General features: G+C 50.7%; 18 protein-coding genes. 17 read left to right on the top strand and 1 reads right to left on the bottom strand.

Annotated features, from left to right (window positions below):
- Positions 1 to 509 precede the first annotated feature (509 nt).
- From mraZ to lpxC, 16 genes are all read left to right on the top strand, one after another.
- The gene (gene mraZ, locus CWE09_RS07955; protein WP_126803438.1) at positions 510 to 968 is read left to right on the top strand and encodes a division/cell wall cluster transcriptional repressor MraZ; all 459 of its coding nucleotides are present in this window, start codon (positions 510 to 512) and stop codon (positions 966 to 968) included.
- Positions 968 to 1,909 (top strand): 16S rRNA (cytosine(1402)-N(4))-methyltransferase RsmH, encoded by a 942-nt coding sequence (gene rsmH, locus CWE09_RS07950; protein ID WP_126803437.1) that lies wholly within the window; start codon positions 968 to 970, stop codon positions 1,907 to 1,909. Before mraZ ends, rsmH begins: the two co-directional genes overlap by 1 nt.
- Positions 1,906 to 2,223: a cell division protein FtsL gene (gene ftsL / locus CWE09_RS07945; protein ID WP_126803436.1), complete on the top strand. Its 318-nt coding sequence runs from the start codon at positions 1,906 to 1,908 to the stop codon at positions 2,221 to 2,223. The genes rsmH and ftsL overlap by 4 nt, the downstream gene beginning before the upstream one ends.
- Positions 2,214 to 3,950 carry a penicillin-binding transpeptidase domain-containing protein gene (locus CWE09_RS07940; protein ID WP_126803435.1) on the top strand — a complete coding sequence of 579 codons (1,737 nt, stop codon included), beginning with the start codon at positions 2,214 to 2,216 and terminating at the stop codon, positions 3,948 to 3,950. Before ftsL ends, CWE09_RS07940 begins: the two co-directional genes overlap by 10 nt.
- Complete coding sequence (gene murE, locus CWE09_RS07935) at positions 3,943 to 5,412, top strand: UDP-N-acetylmuramoyl-L-alanyl-D-glutamate--2,6-diaminopimelate ligase (protein WP_126803434.1); 1,470 nt, start codon at positions 3,943 to 3,945, stop codon at positions 5,410 to 5,412. The genes CWE09_RS07940 and murE overlap by 8 nt, the downstream gene beginning before the upstream one ends.
- Positions 5,405 to 6,802, top strand: a complete 1,398-nt coding sequence (locus CWE09_RS07930; protein WP_126803433.1) for a UDP-N-acetylmuramoyl-tripeptide--D-alanyl-D-alanine ligase — start codon at positions 5,405 to 5,407, stop codon at positions 6,800 to 6,802. Before murE ends, CWE09_RS07930 begins: the two co-directional genes overlap by 8 nt.
- Entirely contained in the window at positions 6,796 to 7,878 is a 1,083-nt protein-coding gene (gene mraY, locus CWE09_RS07925; RefSeq protein WP_126803432.1) for a phospho-N-acetylmuramoyl-pentapeptide-transferase, read from the top strand. The genes CWE09_RS07930 and mraY overlap by 7 nt, the downstream gene beginning before the upstream one ends.
- Positions 7,879 to 7,881: 3 nt before the next feature.
- Positions 7,882 to 9,234 (top strand): UDP-N-acetylmuramoyl-L-alanine--D-glutamate ligase, encoded by a 1,353-nt coding sequence (gene murD / locus CWE09_RS07920; RefSeq protein WP_126803431.1) that lies wholly within the window; start codon positions 7,882 to 7,884, stop codon positions 9,232 to 9,234.
- A complete protein-coding gene (gene ftsW, locus CWE09_RS07915; RefSeq protein ID WP_126803430.1) occupies positions 9,221 to 10,489 on the top strand; it encodes a cell division protein FtsW in 1,269 nt (422 codons plus the stop codon). The genes murD and ftsW overlap by 14 nt, the downstream gene beginning before the upstream one ends.
- On the top strand, positions 10,486 to 11,574 hold the full coding sequence (murG, locus tag CWE09_RS07910; protein ID WP_126803429.1) for an undecaprenyldiphospho-muramoylpentapeptide beta-N-acetylglucosaminyltransferase: 1,089 nt from the start codon (positions 10,486 to 10,488) through the stop codon (positions 11,572 to 11,574). The genes ftsW and murG overlap by 4 nt, the downstream gene beginning before the upstream one ends.
- Positions 11,571 to 13,052 (top strand): UDP-N-acetylmuramate--L-alanine ligase, encoded by a 1,482-nt coding sequence (murC, locus tag CWE09_RS07905; RefSeq protein WP_126803428.1) that lies wholly within the window; start codon positions 11,571 to 11,573, stop codon positions 13,050 to 13,052. The genes murG and murC overlap by 4 nt, the downstream gene beginning before the upstream one ends.
- Positions 13,045 to 13,965: a D-alanine--D-alanine ligase gene (locus tag CWE09_RS07900; protein WP_126803427.1), complete on the top strand. Its 921-nt coding sequence runs from the start codon at positions 13,045 to 13,047 to the stop codon at positions 13,963 to 13,965. Before murC ends, CWE09_RS07900 begins: the two co-directional genes overlap by 8 nt.
- A gap of 6 nt (positions 13,966 to 13,971) precedes the next feature.
- Positions 13,972 to 14,697, top strand: coding sequence for a cell division protein FtsQ/DivIB (locus CWE09_RS07895; protein ID WP_126803426.1), 726 nt, complete (start codon positions 13,972 to 13,974; stop codon positions 14,695 to 14,697).
- A 47-nt stretch (positions 14,698 to 14,744) separates the two neighbouring features.
- Complete coding sequence (gene ftsA, locus CWE09_RS07890; protein WP_420807996.1) at positions 14,745 to 15,953, top strand: cell division protein FtsA; 1,209 nt, start codon at positions 14,745 to 14,747, stop codon at positions 15,951 to 15,953.
- A 45-nt stretch (positions 15,954 to 15,998) separates the two neighbouring features.
- Entirely contained in the window at positions 15,999 to 17,183 is a 1,185-nt protein-coding gene (gene ftsZ / locus CWE09_RS07885; RefSeq protein WP_126803945.1) for a cell division protein FtsZ, read from the top strand.
- A gap of 99 nt (positions 17,184 to 17,282) precedes the next feature.
- A complete protein-coding gene (gene lpxC, locus CWE09_RS07880) occupies positions 17,283 to 18,197 on the top strand; it encodes a UDP-3-O-acyl-N-acetylglucosamine deacetylase (protein ID WP_126803425.1) in 915 nt (304 codons plus the stop codon).
- Positions 18,198 to 18,251: 54 nt separating this feature from the next.
- Here lpxC and CWE09_RS07875 read toward each other — a convergent pair whose 3' ends face one another.
- On the bottom strand, positions 18,252 to 18,584 hold the full coding sequence (locus tag CWE09_RS07875) for a DciA family protein (RefSeq protein WP_126803424.1): 333 nt from the start codon (positions 18,582 to 18,584) through the stop codon (positions 18,252 to 18,254).
- Between the two features lie 32 nt (positions 18,585 to 18,616).
- Here CWE09_RS07875 and CWE09_RS07870 point away from each other — a divergent pair, with 32 nt between their 5' ends.
- Positions 18,617 to 19,543: a M23 family metallopeptidase gene (locus CWE09_RS07870; RefSeq protein WP_126803423.1), complete on the top strand. Its 927-nt coding sequence runs from the start codon at positions 18,617 to 18,619 to the stop codon at positions 19,541 to 19,543.
- Positions 19,544 to 19,615: the final 72 nt, after the last annotated feature.

Genomic DNA, 19,615 nt, shown 5'->3' with positions numbered 1-19,615 from the left:
CAAAGCGCTCATTATGTACTTCTTCAGCAATCAGAAATTCGGCTTGCAGACCACGCATGGCGATCAGGTTGGCATTGAGTAAACCTTCCAGGCGGGCACTTATGGTGGTGACTTGCTGTAATGCGGTAAAGCGACTGGACTCGGCGACACGATCCCGCTCGGCCTGGATCAAAAAAGTCACTATGAACATGAGAGATAAAAAGACGCCACTGACCAGCAAAGGAATCTTTATATGGCGAGATATTTTCGGCATCGACGTCGCTTACGCAATGATATTGTTTACTCATAGTCGAGTATGAATACAGGTAAATCAAGCAAGATTGTTAACAATAGTTCTCTCCCACAGTCCCCCACTTTTATAAGAACTTGCTCAAGCCCCGTAAAAATAAGGTAAGGGCAGGGTTTAGCTGGTCGCTTTTTGCTTGACACAAGTGATCTCAGAGACCTAGACTGTAGTACTGTGGGGAAAAGTGGAGAGAAGTGGATCTAATTAGATCCCGGAGACGATCATGTTTCGTGGTGCAACAACGCTCAGCCTGGACGATAAAGGACGAATTGCGATACCGAGCAAGTATCGTAGCCTTTTGCTTGCCGATGCGGAAGGTAAAATGGTTTGCACCATAGACTCAAAGCAGCCGTGTTTATTGCTCTATGCGATGCCGGACTGGAAAGTAGTTGAGAAACGGTTGTCAGGTTTATCCAGCTTTGTTCCTGCAGAAAGACGTCTGCAACGCCTGGTCCTGGGCCATGCCGATGATTGCGATATGGACAAAAACGGTCGCGTCTTATTAGCGACAACTTTGCGGAATCACGCCAGCTTAAGCAAGAAAGTGATGCTCATAGGTCAGCTCAACAAGTTCGAAATCTGGGACGAAGAAACCTGGTACGAACAAATTGCGCAAGACATTGAAGCAGAGCAGGCTGGCGATTCTGCGCAAACTGAACGACTACAAGACTTCTCATTATAATGACAACAACGCCAGCACAACATGTTCCGGTGTTGCTAGAAGAGTCGATTGAGGCCTTAGCAATTCGACCGGACGGAACCTACATAGACGCGACATTTGGTCGTGGTGGGCACAGTCGTGCCATTTTGTCCCAGTTGGGGGCAGGCGGGCGTTTATATTCCTTTGATCGTGACCCCCGGGCCGCTCAGGCTGCGTCTGAACTGGCCGACAACCCTCATTTTCGTTTCATACAAGCTCCTTTCTCCACCCTGGCTGAAGTCGCGCAACGCGAACAATTGACCGGCCAGGTTGACGGAATATTATTTGATCTTGGCGTCTCCTCCCCACAGCTGGACGACGCAGAACGTGGCTTTAGTTTTATGCGCGATGGTCCTTTGGACATGCGCATGAACCCTGAGCAGGGCATATCTGCCAGCGAATGGATTAATACAGCCTCCATGGATGACATGGTGTATGTATTTAAACATTACGGTGAAGAACGTTATGCACGGCGAATTGCGCGTGCGATCGAGCATGATCGTAAAGACAACCCATTTACGCGCACAGCTCAACTCGCGGGCATGATAGCCCGGGTTAGCCCCGTTAAAGAAAAACATAAGCACCCTGCAACCCGGGTTTTTCAGGCCATTCGTATTCATGTCAATCAGGAGCTGGAAGAAGCGGAAGCAGCGTTACAGGCTGCAGTGGGCATTCTTGTTCCCGGCGGCCGTTTGGCGGTGATTAGTTTCCACAGTCTTGAAGATCGTCTGGTAAAACGTTTTATTCGCAAAGAAAGTGAAGGCGCCCAACCACCGGCGGGGTTACCGGTAACTGAAGAAGAGCGCCTAAAAGACTGCACCTTAAAGCCTTTGAGCCGTGCGATTAAACCTGGAAAAGGCGAAGTGCAGCGTAACCCACGCTCGCGAAGTTCGGTACTACGGATAGCGGAGCGTTTGCCATGAGCGCCATTCAGCATTCCAGCTTATTGCGTGTCATCTACCAGGACCTGGTACGTTTTCGCGGGCTCCTCTTTTGGGCCTTGCTGGTACTAATAAGTAGCCTGGCGGTGATTTACCTGACCCATGCGAATCGTGAACTGATAGCAGAGCGCGAGACCTTGTTGCAGGCGCGGGACGAACTGGATGTTGAATGGCGTCATTTAGTAATTGAACAAAGCTCGTTGGCAGAGCATAGCCGTATCGAACACCTGGCCACCCGCGACCTGAACATGCAGCGTCCGGGTGAAGAACAGGAGGTACTGGTGCCATGGCGATAAAACGCAATCAACGCATTTTAAGACCTGAACCTATTCAGTGGCGTTTTTACACCCTGCTGGGCGGCATCGTACTGGTATTTTTCGCGCTGGTTGCACGTGCTGCATTTATTCAGGTAATAGAACCGGACCGCTTGCGTCACGAAGGGGATCTGCGTTCCGTGCGAGTCGCTCATGATGAAGTTCAGCGCGGCAATATCACCGATCGTAATGGTGCTGAGCTAGCGGTGAGTGTACCGGTACAGACTGTCTGGGCCGATCCTATGCGTATGCATGAGCGCGACGGTTTGTCTGACAAGCGACGCTGGCAGGCATTGGCTGAAGTATTTAATATGCCGGTCGAGGACTTGCGGGGACGGGTGGCTGACCCTTCACGTCGCTTTGTCTACCTGAAGCGCATGGTAACCCCAGCGGTTGCGGACTATGTGCGCCAGTTGGGTATCCCCGGTGTCCATCTTAAAAATGAATCCCGGCGCTTTTATCCAACGGGTGAAATCGCTTCTCACCTGGTTGGCGTCACTAATATTGATGGTCAGGGGCTGGACGGTGTCGAAGCTGTTTATGATGGTGTGCTGACAGGTACACCTGGACAGCGTCGTTATCGAAAAGACGGCCAGGGCCGTGTTATTGAAGAACTTGAAACTCTGCAGGCAGAATATCCGCAGAATATAAAACTTAGTATTGATCAACGTATTCAGTCGCTGGCCCATCGCGAACTGAAGCGCATGGTTGGTTATCATGGAGCCAGTTCTGGTTCTGTGGTAGTGCTGGATGTGCATACCGGTGAAGTACTGGCTATGGTTAACAGCCCTTCTTATAACCCGAATAACCGTTTGGCGATGAAACCTCATCAAATGCGCAACCGGGCGATCAGCGATACTTTTGAACCAGGCTCTACGGTAAAACCATTAATTATACTGGAAGCCTTGCAGCAGGGCGTAATTGAGCATGACAGTATTATAGATACCAGCCCGGGTTGGTTACGTATCGGTGGACGCCGGGTGCAGGATTTGCGTAACTTAGGCGAATTGACCCCACGCGAAATTTTGTCTCAGTCGAGTAACGTGGGTACCAGTAAACTGGCCTTGTCGTTGGACCTGGAAGGTATGTTATCCGTTTATGCGGGCGCTGGATTCGGTACTGATACCGGGGTCAACCTGATTGGCGAAAGCATGGGTCAGATGCAACATAGAAATCGCTGGTCTGATCATGAAATAGCAGCATTTTCTTATGGTTATGGATTAGGTACTACTACCTTACAGCTGGCGCAGATGTATGCCATTTTAGGCAATGGCGGTATTCAGCGACCACTAAGTGTTCTGGCTCTGGAGCAGCCTCATGAAGGGCGCCAGGTATTTCCTGAGGGTCTCACTAAGGAAGTGCTGCAAATGATGGAGGCTGTGGTTGAAGAAGGTGGTACGGGTACGCGGGCAAGAGTTCGCGGATATCGGGTTGCCGGTAAAACAGGTACTACACGAAAAGCGGTTCCAGGTGGTTACGGCGACGAATATGTAGGTTTATTTGCCGGTGTCCTCCCGGTCAGCAACCCGCGCATTGCTATTGCAGTGATGATCAACGAACCAGACGGTGATAGTTATCATGGCGGTACCGTTGCCGCCCCATTGTTCTCAACTATTGCCGAAGGCGCTATGCGGGTGCTTAACGTACCCCCTGACAATATAGAACCAACAGAACTGCGAGCTGCAGGTTTCCGGGGGACTTATGACTAATTTAGCATCCCTGTTGCCGGTCTATACCGGTCAGTTACCAGACACTGAGATAAGTGGACTTAAACTGGATAGTCGTCAGGTTACTCCTGGCGATTGTTTTATTGCGGTAAAGGGTTATCAGGTGGATGGGCGTAACTTTATAAATTCAGCATTAGAAGCTGGCGCCAGCGCAGTTTTACAACAAGCTAACACTTTTAAAGTCGACCTCAGAGGGGCTGTTCCGGTAGTCTCTGTTCCTGAACTGCCAGAGCAGTTATCTGCTATTGCCGGACGTTTTTATCAGCACCCGGATAAGCAGTTAAAACTGGTTGGTGTAACGGGAACAAACGGTAAAACCACAATCACTAACCTGGTGGCGCAACTGTTTGCTCAGGTTGGCCAGAAAACTGCAGTCATGGGTACGCTGGGGAGTGGTTTTATTAATCAGCTGTTAGCAGAAAAAAACACCACACCAGACGCCTGTACCGTGCAGCAGCGCCTTGCCTCACTGGCTGCAGAAGGTGCGCAGCGAGTGGCTATGGAAGTATCTTCTCATGCGTTGGTGCAGGGCCGGGTGAATGCGCTCAGTTTTGACGCCGTAGTCGCCAGCAATGTAAGCCGCGATCATTTAGATTATCATGGGTCGATGGACTCTTACGCGGCCAGTAAGCGTGATCTCTTTGTTTCTTATCCGGCGCGTTGTCGCATTTTCAACGCCGATGATAAGCTGGTCTCCGGTTGGTACACTAAGGCAGATAATCATTATCGCTTTAGTCTTAATTCTGACCTTATAAGTGAACCAGACACACTGGTTGCTTCGGATATGAAATTTCATGCGGCGGGCGCTGACTTTGAGTTGCATTGGCAGGGTAATAGCCATAGTGTGCGCAGCATTTTACTGGGCGACTTTAATGTCTCTAATTTGCTTGCAGCGGCATTGGTAGTACTGGTGTCCGGATACAGCCTGCAACAGGTCGCTGAAGCCATGGCTGAGGTTCGTGCCGTGGCTGGGCGCATGGAAATGTTCCGTAAAAACCAGGGGCCGTTAGTGATTGTCGATTATGCCCATACACCGGATGCTCTGCAGCAGGTATTAAAAGCTGCCAGAAGACACTGCAAGGGAAACCTGTGGTGTGTATTTGGCTGTGGGGGTGATCGGGATCGTGGTAAGCGGCCACAAATGGGTAATGTTGCCAGCCAGCTTGCTGATATAGTAGTTGTTACGGACGATAATCCGCGTACCGAACCAGCCTTAGATATTATGGCGGACATTGTCAGCGGAGCAACTGGCAAAGCACGAATTATTCAACGCCCGGGACGAAAAGAGGCGGTTCTGGAAAGCATGCAAAATGCCGGTCCGGATGATGTAATAGTTATGGCTGGTAAAGGCCATGAAGATTATCAGGTAGTAGGGACACAGACATTAAATTATAACGAAAGAGCTGTGGTTGCCGCGTTTATGGGGGACGCTGCGTATGATTAAAGTTGACTTGAACTGGATCACCGAACAGGTGCATGGCCAGTTGATAGGAGAGAACCTGGATGTATCCGGGGTTACTATCGACAGCCGTAAAGTGCAGTCTGGCGATCTTTTTATTGCTATCCGGGGGCCTAATTTCGACGGTCACGATTATGTGGATCAGGCTATAGCAGCCGGAGCTGTCGCCGTAATAAGCAGTCGGCCTCTGCAGTGTGAATGTGCTCAGATCATGGTTGCCGATACACGTTACGCGTTGGGCTTGCTGGCGCGAGGTGTAAAAACAAAACTTAAGTTGAAAACAGTCGCTATCACGGGCAGTAGTGGTAAAACCACAGTGAAGGAAATGGTCGCGACTATTTTACGTCAGCAAGGCGAAGTGCTCTCGACACAAGGTAACTTCAACAATGATATTGGCGTACCTCTGACCTTACTCAATCTTACTGAACAACATGAATACGCGGTTATTGAACTGGGCGCGAACCATCGCGGTGAAATTGCCTACACCACAGGTCTGGTGCAACCGGATGTTGCTTTGATTAATAACGTATCGCCAGCCCATGTAGAAGGGTTTGGTGATATATGGGGTGTGGCCCGGGCAAAAACAGAAATTGCTAAAGGCCTTTCTGAAGACGGCGTAATTATTACCAATGCCGATTCAGACTTTCATGATTACTGGATGCGTGAATTTGCAAAACGCCAGCACCGGGTATTTTCCACTGAAGCGGCGAACGCTGATGTACGAGCTAAAGATATAACCTCCGACGAGCATGGCTGCGTCCGCTTTAGTCTTTGTGCGGGCGGTCAGTCGGTAGCGGTGCAATTACCTTTGCCGGGTCGGCACAATGTGTCTAATGCTCTGGCTGCTGCGTCTCTATGCATCGAGTTAGGTGTGTCTCTGAAAGACATCGCTCAGGGCCTTGGTGCGCTCAACGCGGTGCCAGGACGCATGAATATAAAAGAGCCTGGCGCCGGGTTACGCATTATTGATGATACTTATAATGCCAACGTAGCGTCAGCGAAAGCGGCACTGGACGTACTGGCAACTTTTCCTGGCTACCGGGTGATGGTGTTGGGAGACATGGGCGAGCTGGGTGCTCATGCCCGCGCTTATCATGAAGAAGTGGGCGCTCATGCTGTCGAGGTTGCTATTGATAACCTGTTCACGCTGGGGGTCTTAAGTCAGAGTGCCAGCCAGGTTTTCAATGGCCACGGCGGCCAGCACTTTAATAACCGCAGTGAATTATTAGCAGCGCTGTCTGCGATTATGCAGAACGAAAAAGAAGAGCTGACTATTCTGGTGAAAGGTTCGCGCAGTGCGCGTATGGAACAGGTCGTAGAGGCCCTGATGCAAATGGCGGCTGACGATAATCAGCAGGGGCGTGCTGCATGTTAGTCTGGCTGGCAGAATACCTGCAACTTTATATTACCGGTTTAAATGTGGTTCAGTACCTGACCATGCGCGTTATTCTTGGTGTATTGACCGCATTGTTCCTTTCTATGTGGCTGGGCCCGCACGTTATTCGTGCTTTGCGCCGGCTGCAAATAGGGCAAACCGTACGCGATGACGGACCGCAAAGCCATTTAAGCAAATCAGGCACTCCAACTATGGGTGGCTTGCTGATTCTTATGTCCGTGTTTATTTCGGTTCTGTTGTGGGCTGATTTGAGCAACCGCTATGTATGGGTGACGCTGATCATCATTGGTGGTTTTGGGCTGGTTGGTTTCATTGATGACTATCGCAAGGTTGTACGCAAAGACGCTGGTGGTTTGCCGGCGCGCTGGAAGTACTTCTGGCAGTCTTTAATTGCCGCCACGGTCGCCGTTTATTTGTTTTACAGTGCCGGACAACCTGCAGAAACGGCGCTGTTAATTCCGTTCTTCAAGGACGTGGTGCCGCAGCTGGGCGCGTTTTATATTCTGCTGGCTTATTTTGTCATTGTTGGCACCAGTAATGCGGTCAACCTGACTGATGGCCTGGATGGGCTGGCCATCATGCCAACGGTTATGGTCGCGGGCGCTTTAGGTGTTTTTGCTTATGTCACCGGGCACGTTAATTTCTCTGCTTATCTGCAAATTCCTTATATTCCGGAAGCCGCAGAGCTGACGGTAGTCTGTGCAGCTTTAACTGGGGCTGGTCTCGGCTTTTTATGGTTTAACACCTATCCGGCACAGGTTTTTATGGGCGATGTTGGCTCCCTGGCACTAGGTGCAGCGCTGGGTGTTATCGCCGTTCTGGTACGCCAGGAACTGGTACTTTTTATTATGGGCGGGGTTTTTGTTGTTGAGACACTGTCCGTCATGCTGCAGGTGGGCTCCTATAAAATGCGGGGTAAACGTGTTTTCAGGATGGCGCCCATTCACCACCATTATGAACTTAAAGGCTGGCCGGAACCCAGAGTCATCGTAAGATTCTGGATTCTGTCTCTGATTCTGGTGCTTATCGGGTTAGCGACTCTGAAGCTAAGGTAAATTATGAACGTGGCAACTTTATTAAAGCAATATGAGCGGATCGGCGTTGTTGGGCTTGGCCTGACAGGGCTCTCCTGCGCTCGCTTTTTGTTGCAGCACGACATTACTCCGGTACTTTTTGATACACGGCAGCAGGCGCCACAAGCATTTCAAAGCGACAGCTCACTGAACCAATGCGAGACTTACCTTGGCGAACTGCAGTTAGAGGAATTGCTGGGGCTGGACATGGCGATAGTCAGTCCAGGTGTGCCAGTTAGTCTTGATGCACTTAAAATGGCCGCTGACGCCGGTGTTGAGCTGATTTCCGACATTGAACTCTTCGGCCGTCTGGTCGATGTGCCGGTAATTGCAGTGACCGGCTCCAATGGCAAATCCACGGTGGTCAGTATGTGTGGGCATATACTTGAGTCCTGCGGACGTAACCCTGGAGTGGGTGGTAATATTGGTATCCCGGCACTGGAATTATTGCACAAGGGATATGACTGCATTGTGCTTGAACTGTCCAGTTTCCAGCTGGAACTGACTTCCAGCTTGCGACTGGCAGCCGCGACTGTGCTTAATGTAACCCCGGATCATCTGGATCGTTACCCGAGTGAGACGGCTTATGCACTGGCGAAGAATCGCATCTATCGCCATGCGGATATGTGTATTTACAACCGCGAAGATAAACAAACGCAACCGACACGGCAGCGCCGTCTGCAGCACCAGGTAAGCTTTGGTCTTGCTGCCAGTGATCAGGGTTTCGGTGTTGAAGAACAAAATAATGAAAGCTGGATTTGCTTTACCGGACAGCCGTTGCTGGCAGTCAAAGACTTACCTGTCGAAGGGGATTATAACCAGTTAAATGCTCAGGCTGCACTGGCTTTAGTGAGTGCTCTGGGCGTTGACATAGAACAGGCCGCCTTAGCAGTTCCTAAGTTCCAGTCACTGGCACACCGTTGTCAGTTAGTTGTCGAACATAACGGCGTGCGCTGGATAAATGATTCTAAAGCGACTAATACAGGCGCGGCGATAGCTGCAATTACCGGGCTGCGACCTAAGGTACCTGGAAAACTGATACTAATCGCAGGTGGCGATGCTAAAGGTGCTGATTTAGGCGTGATGAAATCAGCCTTAGAACAGGTCGATTTACTCATTACTCTGGGTCGTGACGGGCGTTATCTGGCTGCTCTGAAACCCGGAGCCTTGCAGGTCAATGATATGCAGCAGGCTGTAAATGCCGCGTATCAAGCGGCTGCTGATGGCAGCCTGGTGCTCTTATCTCCAGCCTGCGCCAGCCTGGACATGTTTTCCGGTTTTGCCGAACGCGGTGAAGTATTTGCTGCCGCTGCGGAGGCCTGTTATGCGCGCGACTGAGCAGCAGCTTGAGTTGAGCATGCCAGCAGCCGATGGGCCGTGGCAACAGCTACGCGGTTGGTATCATCAGCAACAGTCTAATCAACTTTATGACCGCCATTTATTATTTATTATGTTTGCTTTAACGGCTATTGGCATGGTCATGGTGACATCTGCCTCGATGCCGGTTGGCGAGCGTCTGGAAGGCAATCCTTTTCACTTTGTCTTCCGCCATGGTTTCTATATTGCAGTGAGCCTGTTTATCGGCGCTTTGGTTCTGACTATGCCGATGTCACGCTGGGAATCGGTGAACGGTTGGTTATGCCTTGCCGCTATTGTTTTACTGGTGGTGGTATTGCTTTTCGGACATACCGTGAACGCCGCTACCCGCTGGATTCGCATTGGTTCTTTCACCTTGCAGGTGGCGGAATTTGCCAAATTATTTTTCTTTATCTTCCTGGCCAGTTACTTAAACCGACGCCATGACGAAGTACGCAAGAACCTGAAAGGTTTTGCAAAAGCTCTGTTCCTGCTCGGTGTGATTAGTGTCTTACTGTTATTACAGCCGGATCTGGGTACTGTTATCGTAGTAGCTGCCACCAGCATGGGCATGTTGTTTTTGGCCGGTGCGCGTCTGATGCAGTTTTTCGGAGTCGTGCTGACGCTACTGATTGCTTTAATCGGACTTATTATTATTGAACCTTACCGGATGCGCCGGGTAACCGCATTCTGGAACCCATGGGAAGACCCATTCGGTAGTGGTTATCAGTTAACTCAGTCATTGATGGCTTTTGGCCGTGGCGACTGGGGTGGTCAGGGCCTCGGTAATAGTGTGCAGAAACTGCAATATCTGCCCGAAGCCCATACCGATTTTATTATGTCAGTGATGGCCGAAGAACTTGGGCTGATCGGTCTTACGCTGACCATATTACTGGTTCTGGCTTTAGTGACTAAAGCGCTTTTCTTAGGTCAGCGCGCGCTACGTCAAAAACGCGCCTTTAGTGGTTACCTGGCACATGGCATTGGTATCTGGTTTGGTTTCCAGACCATAGTCAATGTAGGTGCGGCAGCGGGCATGATCCCGACCAAAGGTTTAACGATTCCATTTATAAGTTATGGCGGCAGTAGTCTGCTGGCGATGACGATAGCGCTGGCGATATTGCTGCGTATTGATTATGAACTGCGCGTGGGTTACCGCGACAAAAGCACGCCAGCAAAAGCGAGCAAACCTGGCCCGCGGCGGCGTTCGCCTAAATCTAAGGCGGTGCGCATATGAGTAAGCACGTACTTATTCTGGCAGGCGGCACTGGCGGCCATGTATTCCCGGCTCTTGCAGTTGCCGAACAACTGCGGGAACAGGGCTATCAGGTTAGCTGGGCAGGTACCGAGGAGCGTCTTGAAGCGCGCGTAGTGCCAGCGGCAGGTTTTGCTTTTTACAGCATGCCGCAGCAGGGGCTTCGTGGCCGCGGTATCGCTGGCTGGCTAGCGGCGCCATGGCGCATATCAGGTTCGGTAGCCCAGGCCCGTCAATTGATGAAGAAATTACAGCCGGACTTGGTAGTGGGTTTTGGTGGTTATACCGCGGGTCCAGGCGGAATCGCAGCCTGGTTGAGTAAAGTCCCTTTGCTGATTCACGAACAAAATGCAGCGCCGGGCATGACCAATAAGTTACTGAGCCGCTTTGCTCAGCGTACGTTGCTCGGATTCAAAGCGGCGGCGGACAAATTAAAGCAGGGCATATGGGTTGGTAACCCGGTGCGCCAGGATATTTGCGACTTAATAGAAGCACCGCAAAAACCTGTTAACGACACACTGCAGTTATTAATTATTGGCGGCAGTCTTGGCGCTGAGGTATTGAATCAGAATGTACCAGTGGCACTGCAAAAATGGACGGACCCTGAGTTACGGATAACGCACCAGGTCGGCAAAGGCCGGGAGCAGGAAACCGTGCAGCGTTACCAGCAGGCTGGCCCTGGCGTCAAAGTGGAAGTGGTGGAATTTATTGAAGATATGGCCGCCGCTTACCAGCAGGCTGATTTGGTACTGTGTCGCGCTGGCGCATTAACGGTAGCGGAGTTGGCCTGTGCCGGGGTAGCCAGCATTCTGGTGCCTTACCCGTATGCGGTAGACGACCATCAGACCCGCAATGCGGAAGTGTTAGTCAGCGCACAGGCAGCCATATTGCTGCCACAGTCGCAGTTGAATGCATCAAGCCTGTTTAGCGTATTGCAGGAATTAGCTATCGACCCTGAACGCTTACAACACATGGGTGAACAGGCAAAAACTGTCGCCAGCAGCGAGTCGACACAAAAAATAGTACAACATTGTCAGGAATTAATGAAAGAGCGAGCCGTATCATGAACGTGGTCAAAGAACAGCCATTTATTGTAGTCAACGTGCCAGAAATGCGGCGTGTGAAGCGTATTCACTTCGTCGGCATTGGCGGCGCGGGTATGGCCGGTATTGCTGAGGTTCTGTTGAACCAGGGTTACCAGGTATCTGGCTCGGATATTGCGGAAAGCTCGAATACGTTGCGCCTGCGTGAATTAGGAGCCTGTATTGCTCTTGGACATAGTGCTGACAACGTAACGAAAGCAAATGTGGTAGTGGTCTCGACCGCCATCAATCCGCAGAATCCAGAGCTGGTGGCTGCTCATGATCTGTTGATACCTGTGGTACGGCGGGCAGAAATGCTGGCCGAGTTAATGCGTTTCCGACATGGTATTGCGGTAGCCGGCACCCACGGTAAAACAACTACCACTAGTCTGATTGCCAGTATTTTTGCCGCCGCGGATCAGGACCCGACTTTTGTTATTGGTGGCCTCTTGAACAGCGCCGGCAGCAATGCCCGTCTGGGCAATAGCAAATACTTAATCGCCGAAGCCGACGAAAGCGATGCGTCTTTCCTGCACTTGCAACCTATGGTGTCGGTAGTTACCAATATTGAACCTGATCACATGGATACTTATGCCGGTGACTTCACTAAGGTTCAGGACACTTTCGTTGAGTTTCTGCATAACCTGCCGTTTTATGGACTCGCGGTTATGTGCCTGGACGACCCGGTAAATCGCGGGCTTCTACAGCGGGTGGGCCGTCAGATATCAACTTATGGTTTTAGTGAGGGTGCGGATGTCCGTGCTGTGGATTACACCCAGACAGGCAATCAAAGTCGCTTTACGGTGCTGCGTCGTGACCGTGAGCCGTTATTAGTAACGCTCAATTTACCGGGTCGGCACAATGTTTTAAATGCTTTGGCAGCTATTGCAGTAGCTACGGACGAAGGTATCGAAGATCAGGCTATCGAAAAAGCACTGGCGAGTTTTGAAGGTATTGGCCGTCGGTTTCAGCATTATGGCACCTACCCGATAACGCGCAAAAAGCAGGAAGGCGATGTCATGCTGGTTGATGATTACGGACATCATCCTTCGGAAGTCGCTGCGACTATAGCTGCTGTGCGTTCAGGCTGGCCGGAACGGCGTCTGGTGATGTGTTTTCAGCCGCATCGCTATAGCCGGACAAGAGATTTATATGAAGACTTTGTCGATGTACTCAGCGAAGTCGACGCTTTGTTATTACTGGAAGTCTATGGCGCGGGTGAAGAGGCAGTGCCCGGCGCGGATAGTCGTTCGTTGTGTCGTTCGTTACGTCAGCGTGGTGCGTTGGAACCGGTTTATATAAAACAACCGGACCAGGTTGCTGAAGTGCTGGCAGATATCATTGAACCCGGTGATTTAGTGCTCACTCAGGGTGCCGGTAACGTAGGGGCGTTGGCACGGCAGTTACATGCGTTGCAATTACAGTTGCAGAGTAAGTCCGATGAGGGCGTAAAGCATGACTGAGCTGGGTAAAGTCGCAGTGCTGGCTGGTGGTTTTTCCGCTGAACGTGAAGTATCGCTGCGTTCCGGAGATGCGGTACTTAAAGGATTGCTGGAAGAAGGCGTCGATGCCCATTTTTATGACACCGCCGAGCAGAGTTTATTACAGTTGCCGGAACTTGGCTTTCGCCGGGCTTTTATTGCATTACATGGTCGCGGCGGTGAAGACGGCCATACGCAGGCGGTACTGAGTGCGCTGCAAGTACCTTATACCGGCAGTGGTGTCATGGCTTGCGCTTTAGCAATGGATAAAGCGCGGACCAAGTATTTATGGACAGGTATGGGGTTACCCACGGCGGCCTCCCAGGTGGTTAACCGGGAGCAAAGCAAGACGCTGGATTATGCCGCGCTACTGAAAAAACTGGGTGGCAAGGTGATGGTGAAACCGAGTCAGGAAGGTTCCAGTGTCGGCATGGCTCAGGCCAGCGACGTGACAGTACTGGCTCAGGCGGTAACAGACGCAGCTCGTTACGACGATGATGTATTAATAGAGCAGTGGTTACCCGGCGAAGAATACACGGTAGCCATACTTGGCGAAGAGGCGTTACCGACGATTCGGGTACGCACACCGCATGAGTTTTATGACTATGCGGCTAAGTATGAAGACAATACGACAGAATATTTATGTCCGGCGGGTTTAAGTGAAGAAGCCGAGCAAGAGGTTCGCGAACTGGCACTAAAGGCTTTTGCAGCGGTTGGCGGAAGTGGCTGGGGACGCGTTGATTTAAAACAGGATGCGCAGGGTGCAATGCAACTGCTGGAAGTTAATACGGTACCCGGAATGACAGTAAAAAGTCTGGTACCTATGGCAGCTAAGCAGCAGGGAATGAGCTTTGCGCAACTAGTGGTTCGGATTCTGGCCGACACCCGGGAGTAGGGTGACATGAAGCAGTTCGACTGGCATAGCGTGCGTTGGAGTTTCTGGTTCGGAGTGCTGGCTTTTATCGTCATTATGCTGGGCTTGATATGGTCGGGGTTGAAAGTTTACCAGACCCTGATGGATGAGCAGCAGGTGCCGTTGGGTGCCATCGTGATACAGGGCGATATGCAGCACAGTACGTCGGATGATATCCGGCAGGCGCTGATTGCCGGCGAAGTAGGCAGTTTCTTCGCTGCTGATGTAGAGACACTGCGTGACCGGGTGGAAGCATTGCCCTGGATTTACTCGGCATCGGTACGCAAAGAATGGCCAGGTCGCTTACGGATTTTTGTGGTAGAGCAAATTCCGATGGCGATATGGAATGACCAGCAGGTGTTGAATAAGCAGGGTCAGATATTTAGTGCGCAAGTGAACGAGTTAGCGGTTGAACTGCCGCACCTAAAGGGTCCTGACGCGGATGTGCAGGAAGTTATCCGGCAGTTTGAGCGCATTGGCGGTATGTTGGCGCTGAGTCCGTTTAGTATTCAGCAGCTGGAAGTTACCGAACGTTTTTCAGTCAGTGTTAGACTGAACAATGGAATAAGTTTGAGACTGGGGCGTGAAGCCCGGTTAGAGCGCGTACAACGATTTATGGATTTGTATTCATTCTTAAGTACGCAGGATGAAAGAGCTATTGACTATGTTGACCTACGTTATGACACCGGTGTCGCTGTAGGTTGGCGCGAATAACAACAGGAAGTGAGTAAACCGTGATCGTGAAAACAGACGAAGACAAAATGATTGTCAGCCTGGATGTTGGTACCAGTAAAGTGGTGGCCCTGATAGGTGAGATGTTGCCCGATGGCGAGTTAAGCATCATGGGTGTTGGCGTAACTGCAGCTCGCGGTATGGACAAGGGCGGCGTGAATGATCTGAACCTGGTCGTGCAGTCTATTCAGCGTGCCGTTGATGAAGCTGAGCTGATGGCTGATTGCCAGGTGTCTTCGGTCTACCTGAATATTTCAGGTCGTCATATTAGCTGCCAGAACGAAAACGGCATGGTGCCGATTAACGAAGCGGAAGTGACGCAGGATGATGTGGAAAGCGTGATTCACGCCGCTAAATCAGTTCCTATTGCCCAGGAGCGGCGTATCCTGCACGTGCTACCTCAGGAGTATGTGATTGACTCCCAGGAAAGCATTAAAAGCCCGATTGGTATGTCAGGTGTTCGCATGGAGGCACGGGTGCATATCATCACGTGCGCGAACGATATGGCAAAAAATATTCAAAAAGCGGTCGAACGCTGTGATCTGAAAGTAGAGTCCTTGATTTTCTCAGCGCTGGCCTCAAGCCATGCGGTGTTAACCGATGATGAGAAAGAGCTCGGTTGTGCGCTGGTCGACATGGGTGGCGGTACGATTGATATCAACCTGTTCTCCGGTGGTGTGCTACGCCATACCGCGGTGATACCGGTAGCGGGCAACCAGGTGACCAATGATATAGCTAAGATCTTTCGCACACCGCTCAGTCATGCTGAAGATATTAAAGTGCAGTATGCCTGTGCTTTACGCCAGCTGGTCAGCAAAGAAGACAATATTGATGTGCCTTCAGTAGGCGGTCGTCCGTCACGTACCATGTCGCGTCATATTCTGGCCGAGGTGGTAGAACCGCGTTATCAGGAACTTTTCGAACTGGTACGGGATGAGATTCAAAAAAGCGGGCTGGACGAACAGATTGCGGCCGGCGTGGTATTAACCGGTGGCACCGCCAAGATGGAAGGTGCTATCGAGTTTGCAGAAGAAATATTTCAGATGCCAGTGCGCTTAGGTTCGCCACTGGGCATTAAAGGATTAACGGATTATGTAAGCGATGCGTCCTATGCGACCAGCGTCGGCTTATTACGATTTGGCCAGCTCAAACTGAGCGCTCAATTGCAGGAAAAAGAGCGCAATGACACAAGGCGTTGGTGGAAACGCATTCAGAGCTGGTTTAAAGGTGAGTTTTAACTGGGGTAACAACAAGCAGGCAAGTGGAGAAATACAATGAGTAACATGTTTGAGCTAATGGACAACTATGAGTCCGATGCCGTAATAAAAGTCATAGGTGTAGGTGGTGGCGGCGGTAACGCTGTTCAGCACATGGTCAGTGAATCTATTGAAGGGGTTCAGTTTCTGGCAGCAAATACCGATGCGCAGGCGTTGCGACGCCATGATGCTGACGTAACTATCCAGCTTGGTGTTGATGTCACTAAAGGCCTGGGCGCTGGTGCTAACCCGGAAATCGGTCGTTTGGCGGCGGAAGAAAACCGCGAAGAATTAATGCGACAGCTACAAGGTGCCGATATGATCTTTATCGCTGCCGGTATGGGCGGTGGTACAGGTACAGGCGCGGCTCCAGTAGTTGCTGAAGTGGCTAAAGAACTGGGCATCTTAACCGTTGCCGTGGTTACTAAGCCGTTTCCTTTTGAAGGCAAAAAACGCATGGCTGCAGCCGATGCGGGCATAGCGCAACTGGCTGAGCATGTGGACTCGTTGATTACGATTCCAAACGAAAAACTGCTGAAAGTACTGGGCAAAGGCACGACCTTGCTGGACGCTTTCAGCGCAGCTAACAATGTACTGCTTGGCGCGGTACAGGGTATTGCCGAACTGATCACGCGTCCGGGCCTGATCAACGTCGACTTTGCCGATGTGCAGGCGGTCATGCGTGAAATGGGTACAGCTATGATGGGCACCGGCGTTGCTTCTGGCGAAGATCGTGCACAGGAAGCCGCTGAAATGGCCATTAACAGCCCGTTACTGGAAGACATTGATTTGTCGGGTGCTCGCGGCGTACTGGTTAATGTAACCGCCGGTATGGATATGAGCATTGAAGAGTTTGAAACCGTAGGTAATACGGTTAAAGCCTTCGCTTCTGATAACGCCACAGTGATCGTGGGAACCGTTATTGACGTAGAGATGTCTGACGAGTTGCGTGTCACTGTAGTTGCAACAGGTATTGGTGCGGAACGTAAGCCCGATATCTCACTGGTTAATACGCAAAAAGCAGAAGGCAGCGGTGCGCGCACAGCGCAAACTTCAGGCGGTAGTTACGCCAGCAGTAAAGAAGCCACCGCGCGTGCTTACAAAGAACAGGTTGAGCCTGAACAGGAAGAAAAACCAGCGAGCAAAAGCAAGCCGTCCGCTGATACCGATTTCCTTGATATTCCAGCGTTTTTACGCCGGCAGGCCGACTAAAAGTCGAAGCTTATGGCTTGACGAAAACTTTAATGTTTGTTATAGTTTTCGGCCGCTTTTTATTGGGCGGGCCAGGATGGCAGATAATGCGAGGTTCGTATGATTAGACAACGTACAATTCAGCAGGCTATATCCACTACGGGTGTAGGCTTGCACAAGGGTAACAAAGTCAACTTGACGTTGCGTCCAGCAGCGGCAAACTCTGGCATATTGTTCCGTCGTGTCGATCTGAATCCAGTGGTGGAGATTAAAGCGTCTCCTGAGCTGGTTAAAGATACACGCATGTGTACCTGTCTGATTAACGAGCAGAATGTTCGCGTATCTACGGTTGAACACCTGTTGGCAGCCGTGGCTGGCATGGGTATTGATAATCTGATCGTAGAAGTGGATTCGCATGAGATACCGATCATGGATGGTAGCTCGCATCCTTTTGTGTATCTGCTGCAGACAGCTGGCGTTCAGGAGCAGATGTTACCGAAAAAGTTTGTTCGCGTGAAAAAACCAATACGCGTAGAAGATGGCGAAAAGTGGGCGGAGTTGTTACCCCATAATGGATTCCGCATCGATTTCGCTATCGACTTTGACCATCCGGCGATTGCTGATAGTAATCAGGTTGTATCCATGGACTTCAGCAGCCAGAACTTTATCAAAGACATTAGCCGCGCCCGTACTTTTGGTTTCATGAAAGATATTGAAACCTTGCGCGCTAATAACCTGGCCTTAGGCGGTAGCTTTGATAATGCGGTGGTATTGGATGAATTCCGCGTACTGAACGGTGATGGTCTGCGCTACAACGACGAGTTCGTGAAGCATAAAATTCTCGATGCGGTGGGCGACCTGTATATGGGCGGACATAGCATTCTGGGTCATTTAAGGGCCTATAAATCAGGTCATGCACTGAATAACCAGTTGTTGGTGGCATTAATGAATAACGCCGAAGCCTGGGAGTTTACGACCTTCGAAGAAGAGCTGGTGGAATCTCCAATTAATTACCTGCAGCCAGCTCTGGCATGATGATATTTTGAAGTTAAAAAAGCGGTGCCTGAATAAGGCGCCGCTTTTCGCATTTTAGCGGTTCAGCTTTTTGCTGGCGGCCTGATGTAGACTGGGTTCTACTTTAATTTCGCATCGCATGACAGGTTGTTCTAGAAATTGATTGAAATAATCAATAATATGGGTCTCCAGCATTCGTAAACGCGGCGTCCATATTGCACTGGAAACTGAGATCTTCAGGCTTCCGCTGTGCACCGCAGTACAACGGCAGTGACGTGCCAGTTCGGCAGGTACGCATTCCTGCCACAGACGTTGCCAGAGCTCAAACTGTTCTGTGCGTTGCTGCAAACCGCCAATATGGCTTTGTTGCAGTAGCTGACGAATATTTTTTGCCGAACGACGTACCATAATTAATTTGCAGTTTTAATACGAGTAGTCACATGAGTTTATCAATTATTTACCGTGGTCGGAAAATTAAGTTTGGTTTGCGTTTTACGCGGCGGCGGTTATTAACCCTGGCCGGCATCACTGCGTTCCTTGTGATTAGTTATCAACAGCCCTGGCAATACCGGGGAATAGATAGCCAGGTAGCTCAGAGTCGTATTACTGATGAACAACGCAACCTTGCCATGCAGAGTGAGGCGGTCAAAGAAGTGCGCAAGAATACGCAGCGTGAATTGACGGCCATGACCATGAAAGTAGGCGAAATGCAGGCGCAGTTATTACGTTTGGAAGCGCTGGGTCAGCGTCTAGCGGATGTCGCTCAAATTGACCAGGATGAATTCAATTTCAATCAGCCGATGCCATTAGGCGGACCTGAAGTAACTGCCAGCGAGTGGCCTACGGTAACTGACCATCAGGTACTAGGTGACCTGGATCGCATGTTAGGCGAGCTGGCAGATAAACAAAAACAGTTGCGCCTCCTTGAGTCTGTTATGATCAATCACCATATAGAAGATGAACGACATATTGCGGGTCGTCCGATAACCAGTGGCTGGTTATCATCGCAGTATGGCATTCGTAAGGACCCTTTCAATGGCAATCCGCGCATGCATCGGGGTGTGGATTTTGCAAGCGCAGAGGGCAACCCAATCATATCAACGGGTGCGGGAATAGTTACTTTTGCCGGTCGTCGTGCTGGCTATGGTAAGCTTGTTGAAATTGACCACGGTGCAGGTTTACGGACCCGCTATGCGCATATGCGTAGCATTGATGTTGATGTAGGGGACGTGGTTACCCGTGGCCAGAAAATTGCGGAAGTAGGTACCCTGGGGCGTTCTACAGGTCCTCACGTACATTACGAGGTCTTACGCAACGGGAAGCATGTAGACCCGAGAGAATACGTAAATCGTCGCGCAGAACGTTAGTAGGCGCTAACTATAGGCGTGCGGCGGCACCAGGTAGGTGCCGCTTTGTTTTGTTCTGATAATTATTTTTGA

Origin of the sequence: Aliidiomarina minuta (genome assembly GCF_003987145.1) — a bacterium.
Taxonomy (GTDB): domain Bacteria; phylum Pseudomonadota; class Gammaproteobacteria; order Enterobacterales; family Alteromonadaceae; genus Aliidiomarina; species Aliidiomarina minuta.
Note: the sequence above shows the minus strand (reverse complement) of the source record. Positions and strands in the feature narration are given on the sequence as shown.